Raw genomic sequence first — 17,373 nt, 5'->3', positions numbered from 1 at the left:
CCGCCGCACCGCCAGCCGAGAGCCCGATGGACAATAAGCGCCTGCTTGCCGCGATCGCGATCTCGATCGGGATCCTGTTGCTTTTCGATGTGTACAGCCGGCCGCAGCGGGATGCGGCGAACCGCGCGGCACAGCAGCAGACGGCCCAGATCGCCACCCCGGCACCGGTCGATGCCTCCGGCGTGCCGCTGCCGGCAGCCAGCACCCCGACCGTCGCCGCCGGCCCCGCCAGCGGCGCGGAGGTCGTGGCCAGCACCCGCGCCCCCGCCGCACGCATGGTGATCGAAAGCCCCCGCGTGTCGGGCAGCCTGAACCTGCGTGGCGCGCGCCTGGATGACCTGGTGCTGCGGGACTATCGGGAGACGGTGGAGCCCAACAGCCCGCTGGTGCGCCTCTTCGCCGGGCGCGACGACCTGCAGCCCTATTTCGCGCAATGGGGCTGGACCGCCGCCGATGGCCGCACCGCCGTGCCGGGGCCGGACACGGATTGGACCGCGACGCCGGGCCCGCTGTCGAACAGCAACCCGATCCTGCTGACCTGGGACAATGGCGCCGGTGTGACCTTCCACATCGCCATGAGCCTCGACGCGAACTTCATGTTCTCGGTCGACCAGCGGGCGGTGAACAACACTGCCGAGCCGATTTCGGTGCTGCCCTGGTCGCGCATCCGGCGCGAACGCACGCCGCATGTGGCCGGGTTCTACCTGCTGCATGAAGGCTTCATCGGCGTGCTCGATGGCCGCCTGACCGAAACCACCTACGCCGATGCCAAGACCGAGGCGAACAAGCGCCGCGGCCCGGCGCTGGAATTGGAAAGCCCGGGCGGCTGGGCCGGCTTCACCGACAAGTATTGGCTGGCGGCGATCCTGCCGGCCGCGCAGCAGCCCAACGCGCCGCGCCAGCGCTTCGCCTTCCGCCACATCGCCGATGGCGGGACGGCCGCGACGAACGACCGCTGGCAGGTCGACCTGGCCCCCCCGGCGGCCGAGACGATCGCCCCCGGCGCCACCGCCAACATGGCCACCCGCCTCTTCGCCGGGGCCAAGGAAGTCCGCCTGCTGGACTCCTATCGCGAGACCCTGGCGATCATCGATTTCGACAAGGCGATCGACTTCGGCTGGTTCTATTTCATGACCAAGCCGTTCTTCTATGCGCTGGATTGGCTGTTCCACCAGACCGGCAACTTCGGCGTCGCCATCCTGATCTTCACGCTCTTCGTCAAGATTTTGTTCTTCCCGCTCGCGAACAAATCCTACAAGTCGATGAGCAAGATGAAGATCCTCGGCCCCAAGATGGCCGAGTTGAAGGAACGCTTCAAAGACGATTCCGCTGGCATGCAAAAAGCCATGATGGAGATGTACAAGGCGGAGAAGATCAACCCGGCGGCCGGCTGCCTGCCGATCCTGATCCAGATCCCGGTGTTCTTCGCGCTCTACAAGGTCTTGTTCGTCACCATCGAAATGCGGCACCAGCCGTTCTTCGGCTGGATTCACGACTTGTCGGCGCCGGACCCGACCAATCTGTTCACCCTGTTCGGGCTGATCCCCTGGAACGCGCCCGACTTCCTGCACATGCCGGCCTGGGCGATCCTGATGGGGATCACCATGTTCCTGCAGTTCAAGTTGAACCCGGCACCGCCCGACCCGATCCAGGCCAAGATCTTCGCCTTCATGCCGCTGATCTTCACCTTCATGCTGGCCGGCTTCCCGGCAGGCCTGGTGATCTACTGGACCTGGAACAACCTGCTTTCGATTTGCCAGCAATATTACATCATGCGCGGCGAACGGGCGAAGCGGCGTGAGGAACGGTCCTTGTCCAAGGCCCGGACGTGACAGCAGGCGGCGGCAAGCGCCCCCCCGTCGGTGGCCATCGGGCCACCGGCGGCCGCGCTTCGACGCGCCCCTCCTCGGGGGCCAAGACCACGGTGATCGCCACCCCCAAGGTGGCCAAGCCCAAAATCACCCTGCGCGTGCGCGCCACCAAACTGGCCGTGCCGCAGGAACCGCCGGAGCCCAAGGGGCCGAAGCGCCAGAAGGGCGCCTTTGGCACCCGCCCGGCCTGGATGAACCCGCGCGAGGAGCCCAAGCCCGAAAAGCCGAAGCCGCCGCCGAAGTCGACGCCATCAGACCCGATCGCCGCCGGCCCCGCCGAACCGGAAGCGCGCGCCGCTTGGCTCGACGCCGGGCGGTTGTTGTTTGCCCGGCCCTGCACCTTCTTCTACGCGGCACAGCGCATCGACCAGTTGCCGGAACCGAAGGGGGCCGAAGTCGCCTTCTGCGGCCGGTCGAATGTCGGCAAGTCGTCGCTGATCAATGCGCTGACCGGGCACAACGCCCTGGCCCGCGTGTCGCGCACCCCGGGCCGCACCCGGCAGTTGAACTTCTTCGACCTGGCCGAAGGCCGCCTGACCCTGGTGGACATGCCCGGCTACGGCTATGCCGAGGCCGCCAAGTCGATCAAGGAAGACTGGCAAGGCCTGATGTTCGATTTCTTGCGCGGGCGGCCGACGCTCAAGCGCCTGATCCTGCTGATCGACGCGCGGATCGAGATCAAGCCGGTCGATTACCAGGTGATGGACCTGCTGGCCCAGGCCGCAGTCGCCTTCCACCTGGTGCTGACCAAGGCCGATTCCGTGCCGGCGGCGAAGCTGCGGGAGAAGGAACGCGAGGTATCGGGCCTGGTCAAAATCCGCGCCGCCGCCCTGCCCTCCATCATCACCACCAGCAGCCAGACCGGCCTCGGCATTCCGGAACTGCGGGCGGAGATCGCGACGCTCGCGGATTAGCCGCCGCTGCCTGTCCGGGCGGCGCTTTTTGCCGCGCGGCCAGGAGTCTTCCCCCCAGACCTGGGTTGACCCTGGTTCCGTCGAGGCGGATTTTGCGCGCAGCCTGACGGAGACATGTCCATGCGCCGCTTCCTCCTCGCCGCCACCTTTCTCGCGTTCGTATCGCCTGTTGTCGCGCAAGAAGCCGACCACCCCTCCAACCGCCCGATGGTCGTCGGTTCCGACTTCGGCGTCGCCCCCTGGATGGTGCGCGGCGCCAGCGGCCCCGAAGGCTTTGGTGTCGACCTGATGACCGAGATCGCCCGCCGCCTCGGCCGCCCGGGGATCGAGATCGTGGACGTGAACTTTTCGGGCCTTTTCGCCGCGCTCTTCGCCAAGCGCTTCGAATTCACCGCCAACCCGCTGAACATCACCGAGGAACGCGCCCAGCGCATGCTCTTCACCGAGCCGTTCTTCGCCACGGGCAACGGCTTCATCACCCGCCGCCAGGACAGCCTGGCGGGGCTGGATGGGCTGCGCGGCCGCGCGATCGCGGTGAACCGCGGCACCATCAGCGACACCTGGGCCACGGCCAACGCCGAACGCCTGGGCTTTGAGGTGCAGCGCTACGACACCTTCCCCGACAGCGTGCAGGCGGTGCTGACCCGCCGCGCCTTCGCCGCGATCAACGAAATCCCGACCGCGGTCTTCGCCGCCAGCCGCAACCCGCAGATCCAGGTCGCCTTCAAGGACTACACCGGCCGCAATTTTGGCATCGCCTTCCGGCAGGAGAGCAGCGAGTACCGCAACCGCGTGGAGGAGGTGATCGAATGCATGAAGCAGGATGGCACCCTCGCCCGGCTGCATGAGCGTTGGTACGGCGCGCCGCCGGATGCCGGGTCGTCGATGACCGTGATCTACCCGGGCTATGGCGTGCCGGGGCTGCCGGGCTTCCAGGACACGGCGCACACACCGCGCTGCGGCTGAGGATTTGGATCGCTTCGCCGACCATTACCTGAACCTCGCGATCCTGGCCCAGTACGGGCCGGAGATCGCGGCGGGGCTGTGGGTCACGATCGCGGTGGCGGCGGTGCTGGTCGCCATCGGGCTCGGGCTTGGGCTGGTGATGGCGACCGTGCTGATCGCGCGCGTGCCGGTGCTGCGCTGGTTCGTGACGGGTTGGATCGAGGTGTTTCGCACCCTGCCGCAGCTCGCGGTGATCATCGTGCTGTATTTCGGCCTGCCCTATGCCGAAATCCGGCTGTCACCCTTCTGGGCCACGGCCGGGGGACTGGGGGCGGTGCTTTCGGCCTTTGCCGCCGAGATCTTCCGATCCAGCATCCAGGCGCTGCCGCCGGGGCAATGGGATGCGGCGCGGGCGCTCGGGCTGCGCTTCATGCCGACCTTCTTCCTGGTGATCCTGCCGCAGGGGATTCGCCTGGCGATCCCGCTGCTGACCAACCGCACCATCGCGATCATCAAGGGCACCGCCCTCGGCACCGCCGTGTCGCTGCCCGAAATTCTTGGCCGCGCGCAATCCGCGACCGCCATTTCCGCCAACCCCTCCCCGCTCACCCTCGCGGCGGCGCTGTACCTGGTGCTGTTCCTGCCGCTGGTCATCGCCTCCCGTCGGTTGGAGGCATCGCGGAGCCGATGACCTGGGACGATTTCGTCGACAGCTTCTTCAACCTCGACAGCCTGATGCAGGTCTGGCCGCTGCTGGCGCAGGGCCTGCTGGTGACGATCGAACTGGCGGCGGTGGCGCTGCCGCTGGGCATGCTGGCGGGGTTGGTCGTGGCGTTGGCCTATGCGTTGGGTGGGCGTTGGCTGCGGATCGCGCTGCTGGTCTGGATCGACCTGTTCCGCGCCTTCCCGATCCTTGTGCTGCTGATCCTGATCTTCTACGGGCTGCCGTTCCTCGGCATTCGACTGCCGGCTTTTGGCGCCGCGGTGCTGGCGCTGACCCTGAACAACTCGGGCTACTTCGGGGAAATCTTCCGGGCGGGCCTGGCCAATATCCCGCATGGCCAGCGGGAGGCCGCGACGGCGCTGGGGCTGACGCGCTTGCAGGCGATCGTGCTGGTGATGCTGCCGCAGGCGCTGCGGGCGACCGTGGCGCCGCTGGCGTCGAACGCGCTGGAACTGGTCAAGGCGACCTCGGTCGCGGCGCTGGTGTCGCTGCCCGACCTGCTGCGCAGCGCGCGGGTCGCGCAGGAACAGACCTACAACCCGACGCCGCTGATGGCCGCGGCGGCGATCTATTTCGTGCTGCTCTGGCCCTTTGCCCGCATGGTCGGGCGGCTGGAACGGCGGATGCTGGCAAGGGGAACCACGTGAGGCTGAAGAACCGGGTCGTCCTGATCACCGGCGGTGCATCGGGCATCGGCCGCGCCATCGCCCTGCGCTTCTGCCGGGAGGGCGCGCATGTCGTGATCGGCGACATCACGACCGAGGTGCTGGAGGGCGGCACCCCCACCCATGAGATCGCGACGGCCGAGGGCCTGTCCTGTTCCTGGCTGCGCTGCGACGTCTCCGACGAAGCCGATTGCGAGGCCGCGATCGCCCAGACGATCGCCCGGCATGGCCGGATCGATGTGCTGGTGAACAATGCCGTGGCGCGGCTGGGCAAGCCTCTGCTGGATGTCTCCCGCGCCGAATGGGATCGGATGATGGCGGTCGGGCTGACCGGGGTCTTCATGATGACCAAGGCCGCGGTGCGCGCCATGGTCGGGCAAACGCCGCCCGAAGGCGGCCTGCCCGACGTGCGCGGCCGCATCGTCAACATCAGCAGCCAGCACGGCATGGTCGCGAGCCCCGAGGACATCGCCTATGGCACCGCCAAGGCCGGCGTCGTCTACATGACCCGCCAGGTCGCGGTGGACTATGCCAAGGCCGGTATCGTCTGCAACGCGGTCGCACCGGGCAAGATCATGACCGGCAAGGGCGGCCGCGCGATCGAGCCGCGCTGGGTCGACTACAGCCATTCCCGCACCCCCTGGCCGCGCCTGGGCACGCCGGAGGATGTCGCGGGGTCCGCGCTGTTCCTCGCATCGGATGACGCGGCCTATGTGACCGGGCACAATCTTCTCGTTGACGGCGGATGGATGGCCTTCTGATGACCTACACGGTGCAGCGCGATTTCATCGGCTATGGCCGGACCCCGCCGGACCCGCAGTGGCCGGGCGGTGCGAAACTGGCCCTGAACATCGTCATCAATTTCGAGGAAGGCTCCGAGCCCTCCATCGGCGATGGCGATCCGGCGACCGAGCAGGGCGTGTCCGACGCGCAGGGCATGAACCGCGGCGTGACCGGACGGGATCTGGCGGCCGAGGGCATGTTCGAATACGGCGCCCGCGCCGGTTTTTGGCGGCTGATGCGGATCCTGGCCAACCAGGGCGTCGCTCCGACCATCTTCGCCTGCGCCCTGGCGTTGGAACGCAACCCGCCAGCGGCGGCGGCGATCCGCGAGGCGGGCCTCGACATCTGCTGCCACGGCTGGCGCTGGGAAAACCATTTTCACCTGACCGAGGAAGAGGAACGCGCCCGGATCGCGCGCGCCGTCATCAGCCTGAAGCAGACGCTCGGCGTCATGCCCGACGGCTGGTACTGCCGCTACAGCCCGTCGGAGAACACCCGCAGGCTGGTCGTGGAGCATGGCGGGTTCTTGTACGATAGCGATTCCTACGCCGACGACCTGCCGTTCTGGACGCAGGTCGGCGACACGCCGCATCTGGTGGTGCCGTATTCGCTGACGAACAACGACGGCAAGTTCACCAGCACCACCGGCACCGCCGATGACTGGTTCGGCTTCATCCGCGACGCCTTCGACATGCTGCTGTCGGAAGGCCGCGCCGGGCAGCCGAAGATGATGAACATCGGGCTGCACATGCGCATGATCGGCCAGCCGGCGCGCGCCATGGCCCTGGTGCGCCTGCTGGACCATATCGATCGCCACCGGTCGGAGGTCTGGATCGCCCCGCGCAATGCCATCGCGCGCCATTGGGCGGCGGTGCATCCGGCGCCGAAGTAGTCAGGACACAGGGGGTCGGCACGCCTCCGTGTCCCTTGGGCGCGGCGTGAGAGACCGGCTTCATGATCCTGCACCCAGGGCGCCCGTCCTGCCCATGGGCGAGGACGCCAGCGGTCAGGGGAGCAAGGTCGCCTTCAGCGTGACCTCGGCCTTCAGCAGCTTCGAGACGGGGCAACCTGCCTTGGCCTTGGCGGCGAGGTCCTGAAACACGGCATCCGTCACGCCCGGGATACGCGCGTCCAGGGTCAGGTCCACCCGGGTGATCGCAAAGCCGTCGGGTTGCTTCTCCAGCGAAACCTCGGCCTTCGTGGTCATCAGCTCGGCGGTGAAGCCGGCCTCGCCCAGGATCAGCGACAGCGCCATGGTGAAGCAGCCGGCATGCGCGCCGCCGATCAATTCCTCAGGGTTGGTTCCCGGCTTGCCTTCGAAGCGGCTCGCGAAACCGTAGGGGTAGCTGGACAGCGCGCCGCTGTGGGTCGAGATCGCGCCCACGCCATCCTTGATACCGCCCCGCCAAACCGCCGTTCCGTTGGTCTTCATGTCTGTTTCCTCAAAAGGATCGAACGGCCGCCGGCAGGATGCCACGGCGGCGCTGCGATCCGGGCGACATCCTGGCACAGATCATCCGCGTGCGGCGCGTGCCGCCAGCCGGCCAGATGACGGCGTCCGATCGCCGAGCGCAATCATGCTTTCGTAGAGGGCAGGCCTCACTCAGGCCGACGCGAAGGCCAGCAGATCGGCGTTGAGTTCGTCGCGTCGGGTATCGGCCAGTGCGTGGCTGCCGCCCTGGTAGATCTTCAACACCGACCCCCGCACCAGCTTCGCCGAGACTGGACCGGAGGCGACGATCGGCACGATCTGGTCGTCGTCGCCGTGGATGACCAGCGTGGGCACGTCGAATTTCGCCAGGTCCGCGGTGAAATCCGTCTCGGAAAAGGCCTTGATGCAGTCGAGCTCACTCTTGAGCCCACCCATCATGCCCTGGAACCAGAAGGCGTCGCGCATGCCCTGGCTCACCTTGTGGCCGTCGCGATTGGCACCGAAGAAGGGCGTGGTCAGATCCTTGAAGAACTGCGAGCGGTCGGTGGCGACGCCCTTGCGAATCCCGTCGAACACCTCGATCGGCAGGCCGTTCGGATTGGCCGCGGTCCTGAGCATCAACGGCGGCACCGCCCCGACAAGCACCGCCTTCGACACGCGCGCGGTGCCGTGGCGCCCGATGTAGCGCGCGACTTCTCCGCCGCCGGTGGAATGGCCGATCATGATCGCGTCGCGCAGGTTAAGGGCGGCGAAAAGCGCTGCCAGGTCGTCGGCATAGGTGTCCATGTCATTGCCCGACCACGGCTGGCTGGAACGGCCATGGCCGCGGCGGTCATGCGCGATGCAGCGAAAACCGTTCGCGGCCAGGTGGACCATCTGCGCGTCCCAGGCGTCGCCGCAGAGCGGCCAGCCGTGGCTGAAGACGACAGGCTGACCGGCCCCCCAGTCCTTGAAGTAGAGCCGGGTGCCATCGGCGGTGGTGATCGTGCTCATCGGTTGCATCCTTCTGCTGGGGTGCTCGTTTCCGCGGCGGCCGTCGCGACCTGTCCGCCGGTCACGCCGGCGCGCCGATGGCGGCGCCAGGTGCTGGGCGTGCAGGCCTCACGACGGCGGGACTGTCGCGAAAGATGCGCCCGGTCGGCAAGCCCGCAGACGATGGCGACCGCTGCCGGGGACCGTTCGGACAAGGAGCGGGCCTTGCTTCGATCGGCCGCACGGCGCGCGCTGCAGCATGCCCGGACGATGCGCCTGGGATGCCCCAACGGCGTGATCTACGTAATCGAGCGCCCGCTGCCCCGCCGATGCGTGGAGGTTTCCGCACCCCACGCCCGAAATTGCTGCACTGCGGCCAAATGCATGGCACGCTGTATTCGCACGGGGAACGATCACCCAATCCCCCCCCATCCCGCGGACGATGATCGCAGGCAGGGCCAAACCTCCCCACGCACAGGAGTTCCGACGATGTTCGACATGACCACCCTGACTGTCCTGCATACGGCGATCAGCCTGATCGCGACCGCCGCAGGGTTCGTCGTCGTCGCGGACCTCATGCGGGCACGATCCTCCGCGGCCTGGTTGCCGGTGTTCCTGGTCACCGCCTTCATCACCAGCGCCAGCGGCTTCCTGTTCCCCTTCAACGGCGTGTTGCCATCGCATGTGGTCGGCGTTCTCGCGCTGGTGACTCTGGTGCTGGTCGTGGTCGCGCGCAGGGCCAGCCCCCCCTGGCGTGGCGTCGAGGTGGCGGGGCTGGTGGCCAGCCAGTTCTTCCTGGTGTTCGTGGGTGTCGCACAACTCTTCACGAAGGTGCCCGCCTTCCAGCAATTGGCGCCCACCCAATCTGAGCCCCCCTTCGCCGTCGCGGTGCTGCTGGTGCTGGGCAGTTTCGTCGCGGTCGGCATTGCCAGCATCAGCGCGCTGCGGCGGGCGTCACGTGGCTTGACGGCCTGACGATCGGGCCCGCTTTTTCCCCGCCTGCTAAACCGCGATGCGTTCGCATTCGCTCACACATCGCGGTCTAGCTTGTTGTTCTGTCGCGTGATTCAGCCCTGCGGCGCATTCGCGCCTACGGCCATCACGCTCTAGCTTGTTGCTTTGTCGCGTGATTCAGCCCTGCGGCGCATTCGCGCCTACGGCCATCACGCTCTAAGCTTCCTTCGGCGTCTTCACCTTGGCGGCATCGGCCGCGCGCCACAGGTACCAGGCGGCGGTGGAGCGAAAGGGCGCCCAGGCCTCACCGATCGCGGCCAGGGCGCGGGGTTTGGGCTGTTCGTCCAGCCCGGCGCAGACGCGGAACCCCTCGCGCACACCGAAATCATCGACGGGCAGCACGTCCGGCCGCCCCAGGGTGAAGATCAGCAGCATCTCCACCGTCCAGCGGCCGACACCGCGAATCGCGACCAGGCGTTCGATCAGGTCGGCATCGCTCAACCGCGCCGCCGCGCGCCGGGTCGGCACATGGCCGCCAGCGGCGTGGTGCGCGATGTCGATGATCGCCGCGACCTTGGATCCGGAAAATCCGCAGGCCCGCAGCGCGCCGTCGGGCATGGCCAGGATCGCGGTCGGCAGCGGGAAATCCTGCCCGGGGAAATGCGCCAGCAAGCGACCCAGCATCGCATCGGCCGCGCGGCCATGGACCTGCTGGTGGGCAATGGCGCGCACCAGCGCCTCATAGGGTTCGCGCTGCACGGTTTCCAGCGCGCAGCGCCCGATGCGGGGAATCAGCGCGGCGAAGATCGGGTCGCGCAGCAAATGCGCACGTGCGTCACGGATGGCCATGGGTCAGGCTAACCGCCAACGGCCTGGCGCATCAACGCGACGCCCACCCAGCCGACGCACAGGATGGCGGCGAAGGACGGCCAGAGCAGCCGCCAGACCTGCACAGGGCGGGTGCCGTCGCCGAGCAAGCCGCAGATCAGCGCAACCACGGCAAAGCCCATGCCCGAGGCCGCGGCCCCGGCGAAATTGTGCAAGGCCGCCGCCGGCAGGGCCGGCAGCCCCGCCGCCGCCGCCAGCGCCACCTGCACCGGCAGCAGCGCCGAATTGCTGCCGACATTGCTGCCGGTCACCAACCCCGCCAGCAACCCAAGCGGCGGCATGGCAAAGGGCGCCAGCACGCCCAGGGACGCCTCCAGCGCATGCGCCAGCCCCGCCGCCGCCCCCGATCCCGCCAGCCAGCGCGCCAGAAGCACGTACAGCAGCATGGCGACGACCGGCCGCCGCGCCCGGCCAAGGGCGGCCCGCGCGCGCAAAAGCCCGTCGGGAAGGCGCAGCAGCAGCAGCCCCGCCGCACACCACAGCACCACCGCGACATGGGTGACCGGCACCGAGGGCAGCGCCGGATAGGGCCGCCAGGCCGGCGCCCCCTGCCACGACCGCGCCAGCAACAAGGCACAGGCCAACCCCGCCCAGGGCGCGAGCACGGTCACCGCCGCCCGCCAGGCCGCGGCATCGCGCGGCGGGTTCCGGCGCCATAGCGCCCAGAGCAGGATCGGGCCGGTGGCGAGGATCCCCGCGGCCTCGAACGGCCCCGCCACATGGGCCGCCAGCAGCAAGGCACCGAGCAGCGCCATCATGGCCATCTGGGCCACCGCCTCGGCCGGGGTCACGACCAGGCCCGCGCGGCGCATCAGCCCCCAGCCGAGCGGCACCAGCATCAGCAGCCAGGGCACCTGGAACCAGCCCGTGACGAAAGCAAAATCCTGCGCCGGCTGCCCGGCCAGCGCGGCCCCCAAGGCCGTGCCGGGCCCCAGCCCACCCCATGGCACCAGGCACAGCGACAACAGCGCCAGCGCGCCCGCGACCGGCCCCCGCACGCCCATCCCGCGCAGCGAGGCCAGGGCGAAGACCGCCCCCACGGCAAAGCCCGTGACGCTCTCGACAAAGGTGCCGCCGAGAAAACAGGCGACGAAGACGCCGCGCGCATCGGCTGGCGACTCGGATTCACGCGGTGCATCGGCGGCGGCGGCGTGGAACAGCAGCCCGCCGGTGACCACGCCGATCGGCTGGGCCGCCAGGAACAGCGCGCGCAAGGCTTCCTCACCGAGAAAGCCGGCCAGCCCGCTGCCTTCGGGCAGCGACACCGCCACCGCCGGAATCGCGGCGACCAGCGCCACCAGGCAGGCGACCGCCGGCGAGGCACGGCCCGACAGGAGCAATGCCAGCAGAAGCAAGAGCGGCGTGGATTGCAGGGCTGTGATCATCGGGGCGATCCTTGCCGCGCAGCGCGGGCTTCGCCACCTTTGGCAGCGCATGACCGATACGCTCTACGCCGCCTATGGCTCGAACCTGAACCGCACGCAGATGGCCGCGCGGTGCCCCGCGGCCGTTTCGGCCGGCGGCGTGCTGGTGCCCGGGTGGCGCCTGGCCTTCAACAAATGGGCGCTGATCGAGCGCGACCCGGAGGCCGAGGTCGCCGTCGGGCTATGGACCGTAACGCCGGCCTGCCTCACGTCGCTCGATCGGTTCGAGGGCGTGCCGCATGCCTATGTGCGCGACCTGTTGCCCTTGCCCGATGGTCGGCAGGCCGTGGTCTATCACGACGTGGCCGCCCGCCCCGGCCCGCCCAGCCTTGCCTATGTGCAACGCATCCGCGCCGGCTACCGCGATTTCGGTTTCGACCTGTCGGGGCTGGCGGCGGCCTTGGCGCGGATCGACTTTCGGCGTTAGAGCGTGATGGCCGTAGGCGCGAATGCGCCGCAGGGCTGAATCACGCGACAAAACAACAAGCTAGACCGCGATGCGTGAGCGAATGCGAACGCATCGCGGTCTAGCCGCGCCGGATCGCGCGGGCCTCGGCGATCGTGATGATCACGGCGCCCGCCAGGATCACCGTCGCCCCCGCCCAGGCGACCGCATCCGGCACCTCGCCCAGCACCATCCAGCCGAACAGCGCGACCATGGGCAGCCGCAGGTATTGCAACGGTGCGACGGCCGAGGCTTCGCCCGCCCGATAGGCCTCGGTCAGCAGCCAGATGATGCCAGGCGTCACGCAACCGAAGACCAGCAGGATGGCGGCATCGCCCAGGCCGATCGGCTGCCAGTACCAGATCGCGAAGGGCAAGGTGCCGCAGGTCGTCACCAGCCCGACCCAGGCGACCACGGTCTGCGTCCGCTCGGTGCGGGTCAGGACGCGCGAGGTCAGGGTGATGCCGCACCAGGCGATGGCCGACCCGATCGCCAGCGCCGCGCCGAACGGGTCGATGCCTGTCCCCGGCCGCAGCATGATCGCGACCCCGGCAAGGCCCAGCAGCGTGCCGGCCCAGCGCGCCAGCCCCACCCTTTCGCCCAGCAGGGGTGCGGCCAACAAGGTGGTGAACATCACGTTGGTGAAGGACAGGACCGTTCCCGTCGCCGCATCCAGCCAGACGAAGGACAGGAAATACAGGCCCCAGCAGATCAGCGAACAGGCGCCACGGAAGACATGCATGGCCGGGCGCCGGGTGCGGAACAGTGCCACGCCCCCCGCGGCCAGCGCGGGCAACAGCCAGACGAATTGCCCCGCGCTGCGCGCGAGCAACTGCGTCGCGATCGGGATGCCGCGGGCATTCATCCAGCGGATCGCCAGCACCTCGGCGGCGAAGATGAAGGCGGCCAGGCCCATCAGCACCATGCCGCGCAGATTGCCGTGCAGCCCCGCCCAGGCCGCACGCAGTCGGGCCTGGGTCATAGGCGCGGCGGCACCGCCCTCATGCCGCCACCAACAGCCCGGCCAACAACCGCGCCCGGGGCACCAGGCTGTCCAGCCGGATGTGTTCATCCAGCGTGTGGTATCCAGCCCCGAGCACGCCCAGCCCATCCAGGGTCGGCACCCCCGCCGCACCCGTGAAATTGCCGTCCGACCCGCCGCCGGCACTGGCATGCGGCAGCGCATGGCCCAGGCGGGACGCCAGGGATTCGGCCAGGGCATGCAGGGCCATCGTACCGGCATCGGGTTCCCAGACCGGGCGGGTGACGCCACGGGTGACGGCCAGGGACACGCCCTCGGTGCCGCTGCGCAGGGCGAGCATGGCCTCGACGGCGGCATCCAGGTCCGGCTGGCGGCGCGCCATGGAAAGGGACTCGGCCTCGCAGGTCGTCGCGACGCAATTCACCCAGGTGCCGCCGCGGATGACGCCCACGGAAAAGCTCGCGGCCTCGGTGGTCATCGCATCGATCAGCGGCACCAGGCGGCACATTTCCCGGATCGCGCTGCGGCCTTCGCCGGGGGTGGAGCCTGCATGGCTCGGCCGGCCGGTGGTGGCCAGGTTGAACCGCGCGATGGCGTAGCGGCCGGAGACGACGCCCCCCATCGCGGAACCGCCGGACGGGCGGGCCGGTTCGGGCACCAGCACCGCGGCATGGGCGGCGGCCTCGGCCTCGATGATCGCGCGGGTGGAGGGGCTGCCGATTTCTTCATCGCCGGTCAGCAGCACGGTGACCGGCAGGCGCGTCGGGATGCCGGCGGCGGCCAGCGCCAGCAGCGCCGCGACGGCGAGGTATGTGCCGCCCTTCATGTCGCAGATGCCCGGACCCCAGGCACGTTCGCCGTCGCTGCGGAACGGCAGCGCGGCCAAGGTGCCGACCGGATGCACGGTATCCAGGTGCGCCATGACCAGCAGCCCCGGCACGCGGCCGCGATCGGGGTGGGGCAGCGCGATGCGGCGGGTGTCGGCCAGGCCCAGGGTGCCGGGGAAGCGCGTGACCTCACCCAACAGCGGGGCCAGGTCGGCGACCGCCAGGTCCAGCATCCGGTTCACCGCGCCCGCATCGAAGGTGGGGCTTTCGCACAGGACCCAGGGGCGCAGGCCCGCCAGCAGGGCGGCGGTGTCGAAGGGCAGCGCCAGGGCGCGGTCTGTGTCTTGCATCGCACCAAGGTGGCTGCCGGGGGGCACGACGTCCAGCGGCGCCGATTTGCCGCTTGCCGGACAGGCGGCAGATGAAGACAGTCGCGTGACACTATCTGGAGGACCCGCAGTGCCATGAGCCTTGCCCAGACCACCGCCCCCCATCGCTTCAGCCACCCCGACCTGCCCTGGGCGACACGGCGCCTGGGCACACGCGTCGAGGGCATCGACCTGGAAAACCTGTCGGATGCGGATTTCGCCAGGGTCGAAACCGCCTTGCTGACCCATTCGGTCATCGTGCTGCCGGACCAACAATTGTCGGTGCCGGGCCAGGTGCGCTTCACCGAACGCTTCGGCGAGCCGGAGATCAGCCTCTACACCGAATTCACCCACCCCGAATTCCCGGCGCTGCTGACGCTGTCCAACGCCAAGCGTGACGGCAAGGCGGTCGGTGCCGCCCGCGTCGGCAAGCATTGGCACACCGATTTTTCCTTCATGGAACGCTGCGGCTACGCCACCATCCTCTACGGCATCCAGGTGACGCCCGAGGGCGGGCAGACCGCCTTCGCCGACATGTATGCCGCCTATGACGCGCTGGACCCGGAGATGAAGGCGCGCGTCGACCAGATGGACGTGCTGCATTCCTACCGGCTGCGCTATCGCAACGGCGGCATGTCGGCGGAAAAACTGGCCCGCACGCCGGATGTCGTGCACCCGCTGGTGCGCACCCATCCCGACACGGGGCGGCGCTGCCTGTTCCTGGGCTGCACCGAGAGTTCCTTCGCCATCGGCATGGAGCTGGAGCCAGGCCAGGCGTTTATGCGCGCGCTCATTGCCCATGCGACCAGCGAGCGGTTCCTGCACCTGCACAGCTGGGCGCCGAATGACGTGCTGATCTGGGACAACCGGGCGCTGATGCACACGGCGATGCCCTTCGATGAGGAAAAATACGACCGCATCCTCAACCGCACCTCGACCATCGGCGACCGGCCGTTCCGTGGCGGGGCGCCGGCGGCGCAAATCTGACGCAGGCTGCATCCGGTGGGGTGCCTGGCGCGTAACGCCCAGGCATCCGCCAGCCCGGCGGTTCAAAAGGGAATCCGCCACATGTCCGAGCGCATGCTCAACACGGCCTCGGTCCTGCTGCTGATCGCAGCCCATGCCATGGCCGCCGAGGATTATGGCGCCTGGCCCACGTTGCAGCCCCTGTTCCCCAGCACCGGCGGCGGCGGCATCATGATCGGCGAATACGACCCGGTTATCTTTGGCGACCGCTGCGTGACGGCGTTCACCGCGATCGAGCCGAACGGCACCGTCCACCGCAACACCGTGGCGTTCGAAGCGGTGCCGGAACAGGGCGGCATCCTGTGCACCAACGGCCGCTGGCGGTCGGAGGATGGCACCGCGACGGGGACCACCCCGTTCCGCGTGTTTATCCGCGACGGGGTGAAGCGGGGGTCGCCTTAGGACCCCACCTTCAAGGTCGCGGTCAATCCGCGCAGGCAGGCCAGGATCGACAAGGGCGTGATCTTGCCGGTGCGGGGGTTTTCCTCCGTCGGCACGTTCTCGATCGTCATGGTCAGGCGGGCGGCGGCGGCTTCCACGCGGATCGTGTGCGTGTTGCGGGTCACCGACGGGTCGGCCCAGATTTCGACCATGGTGCGCTCCGGCCCGATGCCGGCCAGGGCCAGGGCGGCGGCGACGTTCACATTGGCCGGGAAGCCCTGCGCGGCGTCGAAGGCATTGCCCTTGAAGACCAGCGTCTTCTCGGTCATCGACGCGACATCGATGCCATGTTGCTCGAGGTAGGGTGCGCCCACCAACCCGCGCGGCGGCTTGCGGGTTTCGATGGTGATGGCGGAGACATCGCCCTCGGCCGCGGCGCGCACCGCATCCAGCCCCAGCAGCGCGCCGGTCGGCACGATGATGCGCGCGCCGGTCTGTTCGGCCCGGGCGACCAGGTGCATGCGCGGCAGCAGGGCGCCGACGCTGGAGGGGATGAAGATGCGCCCCGCCTCGATCGCGGCGGCAGCGACGGTTTCGAAGACGGCGGCGGGCGCGGCCTCGACCACGACATCGGCTTCGGCGAGGTCGGCCAGGCCGACCAGGCGCGGGGGGCTGCGGAAGCCGGCCAGGTTGGCCGCGGCTTTTTGCTGGTCGCGCGCGGACACCGCGATGAGGCGCAGGCCAGGCACGCCGGCATCCAGCGCGCGGGCCAGATGCAGCCCGATGGCGCCAAGGCCCGCAATCCCGACCGTCAATTCCCGCGCCATGCGATGTTCCCCTGCGAAGCCAAGCGGGCTTAGCAGCGGAGAGGACGCTGGGCTACTGGCCCGCCATGGCGCGCGTGGCGGCATCCCGCGTGGCGACCAGGGCCGCCAGCATCAGCCCCGCCTGCTTCACCGCGGCGGGTTCGCTGGTGTCGGCGTCGGCCACCTGTTCCTCGGCATTCTCCACGCCGGCGACGATCTGTTCGCGCAATTCGCCCAGCCATTCCTGGGTCTCGGTCGGGTCGGCCTCGGGGGCGATGCGCCAAGCCGCGGCGATCGCCTCGACCTCCCGCGCCATGCGGCCGGGCGCGACGCCTTTGCCGGCCAGGTCCATCAGGCGCCGCAGGGCGGCATCGACCGGGCGGATCCGGGCCGGTTTGCGGGCTGCCATGGTGATGTCGACTCCGGGGAATGGCGGGTTAATTCTCTTTTTGTTCTCACTCGCCCCGCCATGCGATGCAAGCCCCAAGTCCAGGGCCTGCATCAAAAACCCGTCAGTACCGCTTATAGGACAGGAACTTGCCAGTCATGGTGATCTTCACCCGGTCGCCCTTCTGGTCCGGCTGGCATTCCAGGGTCATGTCGTAGTCGATGGCGGACATGATGCCGTCGCCGAATTCCTCATGGATCATGTCCTTCCACGAGGTGCCGTAGACCAGCACCAATTCGTAGAACCGGTAGATCAGCGGGTCGGTCGGCGGCATCGGCACCGCACCGCGATAGGGGATTTCGCAGAGGGTCGCGGCGTCATCCTCATCCAGCCCCAGGATATCGGCGATGCCGGCGGCATGGAGCGGTTCGGCGCTCATCTGGCCCATGCAGAGGGCGCAGGTCCAGACTGGGCTCATCCCGATTCGGGCGGCGATATCGCTCCACTTCAGGCCGAGGGATTTCTTGATCTTCAGGATCTTGTGGCCGAGGGCGGTTTTCGCGTCGTTCATGATCGTC

20 protein-coding genes are annotated in these 17,373 nt (G+C 68.8%); 11 read left to right on the top strand and 9 right to left on the bottom strand.

The genetic code is table 11. The features are described 5' to 3' along the window. The first annotated feature begins 26 nt into the window (after window positions 1-26). The 7 genes from yidC (at window position 27) to ACQW02_RS06255 (ending at window position 6,794) form a co-directional block, all read left to right on the top strand. Window positions 27-1,832: a membrane protein insertase YidC gene (yidC, locus tag ACQW02_RS06285; protein WP_431284416.1), complete on the top strand. Its 1,806-nt coding sequence runs from the start codon at window positions 27-29 to the stop codon at window positions 1,830-1,832. A 230-nt stretch (window positions 1,833-2,062) separates the two neighbouring features. Beyond that, the gene (gene yihA / locus ACQW02_RS06280) at window positions 2,063-2,785 is read left to right on the top strand and encodes a ribosome biogenesis GTP-binding protein YihA/YsxC (RefSeq protein WP_431285869.1); all 723 of its coding nucleotides are present in this window, start codon (window positions 2,063-2,065) and stop codon (window positions 2,783-2,785) included. A 120-nt stretch (window positions 2,786-2,905) separates the two neighbouring features. Further along, window positions 2,906-3,751: a substrate-binding periplasmic protein gene (locus ACQW02_RS06275; protein WP_431284415.1), complete on the top strand. Its 846-nt coding sequence runs from the start codon at window positions 2,906-2,908 to the stop codon at window positions 3,749-3,751. 4 nt (window positions 3,752-3,755) lie between these two features. Continuing rightward, entirely contained in the window at window positions 3,756-4,421 is a 666-nt protein-coding gene (locus ACQW02_RS06270; RefSeq protein WP_431284414.1) for an amino acid ABC transporter permease, read from the top strand. Next, window positions 4,418-5,101, top strand: coding sequence for an amino acid ABC transporter permease (locus ACQW02_RS06265; protein ID WP_431284413.1), 684 nt, complete (start codon window positions 4,418-4,420; stop codon window positions 5,099-5,101). Before ACQW02_RS06270 ends, ACQW02_RS06265 begins: the two co-directional genes overlap by 4 nt. Continuing rightward, a complete protein-coding gene (locus ACQW02_RS06260; protein WP_431284412.1) occupies window positions 5,098-5,880 on the top strand; it encodes an SDR family NAD(P)-dependent oxidoreductase in 783 nt (260 codons plus the stop codon). Before ACQW02_RS06265 ends, ACQW02_RS06260 begins: the two co-directional genes overlap by 4 nt. Beyond that, complete coding sequence (locus ACQW02_RS06255; protein WP_431284411.1) at window positions 5,880-6,794, top strand: polysaccharide deacetylase family protein; 915 nt, start codon at window positions 5,880-5,882, stop codon at window positions 6,792-6,794. The genes ACQW02_RS06260 and ACQW02_RS06255 overlap by 1 nt, the downstream gene beginning before the upstream one ends. A 114-nt stretch (window positions 6,795-6,908) precedes the next feature. On the opposite strand, the gene ACQW02_RS06250 is transcribed toward ACQW02_RS06255, so the two are convergent. Beyond that, window positions 6,909-7,334 carry an OsmC family protein gene (locus tag ACQW02_RS06250; protein WP_431284410.1) on the bottom strand — a complete coding sequence of 142 codons (426 nt, stop codon included), beginning with the start codon at window positions 7,332-7,334 and terminating at the stop codon, window positions 6,909-6,911. A gap of 171 nt (window positions 7,335-7,505) precedes the next feature. Further along, the gene (locus ACQW02_RS06245; protein WP_431284409.1) at window positions 7,506-8,327 is read right to left on the bottom strand and encodes an alpha/beta fold hydrolase; all 822 of its coding nucleotides are present in this window, start codon (window positions 8,325-8,327) and stop codon (window positions 7,506-7,508) included. A 468-nt stretch (window positions 8,328-8,795) separates the two neighbouring features. Here ACQW02_RS06245 and ACQW02_RS06240 point away from each other — a divergent pair, with 468 nt between their 5' ends. Beyond that, window positions 8,796-9,281 carry a hypothetical protein gene (locus ACQW02_RS06240; protein ID WP_431284408.1) on the top strand — a complete coding sequence of 162 codons (486 nt, stop codon included), beginning with the start codon at window positions 8,796-8,798 and terminating at the stop codon, window positions 9,279-9,281. 195 nt (window positions 9,282-9,476) lie between these two features. Here ACQW02_RS06240 and ACQW02_RS06235 read toward each other — a convergent pair whose 3' ends face one another. Together ACQW02_RS06235 and ACQW02_RS06230 are read right to left on the bottom strand one after the other, a co-directional pair. Next, window positions 9,477-10,109, bottom strand: coding sequence for a DNA-3-methyladenine glycosylase family protein (locus ACQW02_RS06235; protein WP_431284407.1), 633 nt, complete (start codon window positions 10,107-10,109; stop codon window positions 9,477-9,479). Between the two features lie 8 nt (window positions 10,110-10,117). Next, window positions 10,118-11,533 carry a hypothetical protein gene (locus ACQW02_RS06230; RefSeq protein ID WP_431284406.1) on the bottom strand — a complete coding sequence of 472 codons (1,416 nt, stop codon included), beginning with the start codon at window positions 11,531-11,533 and terminating at the stop codon, window positions 10,118-10,120. Between ACQW02_RS06230 and ACQW02_RS06225 the strand changes: the two genes are divergently transcribed. Further along, on the top strand, window positions 11,526-11,999 hold the full coding sequence (locus ACQW02_RS06225) for a gamma-glutamylcyclotransferase family protein (RefSeq protein WP_431284405.1): 474 nt from the start codon (window positions 11,526-11,528) through the stop codon (window positions 11,997-11,999). The genes ACQW02_RS06230 and ACQW02_RS06225 overlap by 8 nt on opposite strands. A 100-nt stretch (window positions 12,000-12,099) precedes the next feature. Here ACQW02_RS06225 and ACQW02_RS06220 read toward each other — a convergent pair whose 3' ends face one another. Together ACQW02_RS06220 and ACQW02_RS06215 are read right to left on the bottom strand one after the other, a co-directional pair. Beyond that, entirely contained in the window at window positions 12,100-12,999 is a 900-nt protein-coding gene (locus ACQW02_RS06220) for a DMT family transporter (RefSeq protein WP_431284404.1), read from the bottom strand. A gap of 19 nt (window positions 13,000-13,018) precedes the next feature. Beyond that, the gene (locus ACQW02_RS06215) at window positions 13,019-14,176 is read right to left on the bottom strand and encodes a M20/M25/M40 family metallo-hydrolase (RefSeq protein ID WP_431284403.1); all 1,158 of its coding nucleotides are present in this window, start codon (window positions 14,174-14,176) and stop codon (window positions 13,019-13,021) included. Between the two features lie 114 nt (window positions 14,177-14,290). On the opposite strand from ACQW02_RS06215, the gene ACQW02_RS06210 reads away from it, so the two are divergent. Further along, window positions 14,291-15,181, top strand: a complete 891-nt coding sequence (locus ACQW02_RS06210; protein ID WP_431284402.1) for a TauD/TfdA dioxygenase family protein — start codon at window positions 14,291-14,293, stop codon at window positions 15,179-15,181. A gap of 81 nt (window positions 15,182-15,262) precedes the next feature. Next, complete coding sequence (locus ACQW02_RS06205; protein ID WP_431284401.1) at window positions 15,263-15,622, top strand: hypothetical protein; 360 nt, start codon at window positions 15,263-15,265, stop codon at window positions 15,620-15,622. Here ACQW02_RS06205 and ACQW02_RS06200 read toward each other — a convergent pair. From ACQW02_RS06200 to cynS, 3 genes are all read right to left on the bottom strand, one after another. Next, on the bottom strand, window positions 15,619-16,428 hold the full coding sequence (locus tag ACQW02_RS06200) for an aspartate dehydrogenase (protein WP_431284400.1): 810 nt from the start codon (window positions 16,426-16,428) through the stop codon (window positions 15,619-15,621). The two genes, ACQW02_RS06205 and ACQW02_RS06200, sit on opposite strands and share 4 nt — an antisense overlap. 52 nt (window positions 16,429-16,480) lie before the next feature. After that, window positions 16,481-16,816, bottom strand: coding sequence for a hypothetical protein (locus ACQW02_RS06195; RefSeq protein ID WP_431284399.1), 336 nt, complete (start codon window positions 16,814-16,816; stop codon window positions 16,481-16,483). 103 nt (window positions 16,817-16,919) lie between these two features. Further along, entirely contained in the window at window positions 16,920-17,366 is a 447-nt protein-coding gene (gene cynS, locus ACQW02_RS06190; protein WP_431284398.1) for a cyanase, read from the bottom strand. Window positions 17,367-17,373: the final 7 nt, after the last annotated feature.

The sequence above is a fragment of the Humitalea sp. 24SJ18S-53 genome (assembly GCF_050632385.1).
In the GTDB taxonomy this organism is placed as follows: domain Bacteria; phylum Pseudomonadota; class Alphaproteobacteria; order Acetobacterales; family Acetobacteraceae; genus Humitalea.
The sequence above is the reverse complement of the archived record's forward strand: the minus strand, read 5'-3'. Positions and strand labels throughout refer to the sequence as shown.

Coding starts and splice junctions, on each gene's coding strand:
- ACQW02_RS06230 (WP_431284406.1), bottom strand. CDS start 11,533: ATGATCACAGCCCTGCAATCCACGCCGCTCTTGCTTCTGCTGGCATTG.
- ACQW02_RS06215 (WP_431284403.1), bottom strand. CDS start 14,176: ATGCAAGACACAGACCGCGCCCTGGCGCTGCCCTTCGACACCGCCGCC.
- ACQW02_RS06235 (WP_431284407.1), bottom strand. CDS start 10,109: ATGGCCATCCGTGACGCACGTGCGCATTTGCTGCGCGACCCGATCTTC.
- yidC (WP_431284416.1), top strand. CDS start 27: ATGGACAATAAGCGCCTGCTTGCCGCGATCGCGATCTCGATCGGGATC.
- ACQW02_RS06275 (WP_431284415.1), top strand. CDS start 2,906: ATGCGCCGCTTCCTCCTCGCCGCCACCTTTCTCGCGTTCGTATCGCCT.
- ACQW02_RS06195 (WP_431284399.1), bottom strand. CDS start 16,816: ATGGCAGCCCGCAAACCGGCCCGGATCCGCCCGGTCGATGCCGCCCTG.
- ACQW02_RS06265 (WP_431284413.1), top strand. CDS start 4,418: ATGACCTGGGACGATTTCGTCGACAGCTTCTTCAACCTCGACAGCCTG.
- yihA (WP_431285869.1), top strand. CDS start 2,063: ATGAACCCGCGCGAGGAGCCCAAGCCCGAAAAGCCGAAGCCGCCGCCG.
- cynS (WP_431284398.1), bottom strand. CDS start 17,366: ATGAACGACGCGAAAACCGCCCTCGGCCACAAGATCCTGAAGATCAAG.
- ACQW02_RS06240 (WP_431284408.1), top strand. CDS start 8,796: ATGTTCGACATGACCACCCTGACTGTCCTGCATACGGCGATCAGCCTG.
- ACQW02_RS06210 (WP_431284402.1), top strand. CDS start 14,291: ATGAGCCTTGCCCAGACCACCGCCCCCCATCGCTTCAGCCACCCCGAC.
- ACQW02_RS06220 (WP_431284404.1), bottom strand. CDS start 12,999: ATGACCCAGGCCCGACTGCGTGCGGCCTGGGCGGGGCTGCACGGCAAT.
- ACQW02_RS06255 (WP_431284411.1), top strand. CDS start 5,880: ATGACCTACACGGTGCAGCGCGATTTCATCGGCTATGGCCGGACCCCG.
- ACQW02_RS06200 (WP_431284400.1), bottom strand. CDS start 16,428: ATGGCGCGGGAATTGACGGTCGGGATTGCGGGCCTTGGCGCCATCGGG.
- ACQW02_RS06205 (WP_431284401.1), top strand. CDS start 15,263: ATGTCCGAGCGCATGCTCAACACGGCCTCGGTCCTGCTGCTGATCGCA.
- ACQW02_RS06245 (WP_431284409.1), bottom strand. CDS start 8,327: ATGAGCACGATCACCACCGCCGATGGCACCCGGCTCTACTTCAAGGAC.
- ACQW02_RS06250 (WP_431284410.1), bottom strand. CDS start 7,334: ATGAAGACCAACGGAACGGCGGTTTGGCGGGGCGGTATCAAGGATGGC.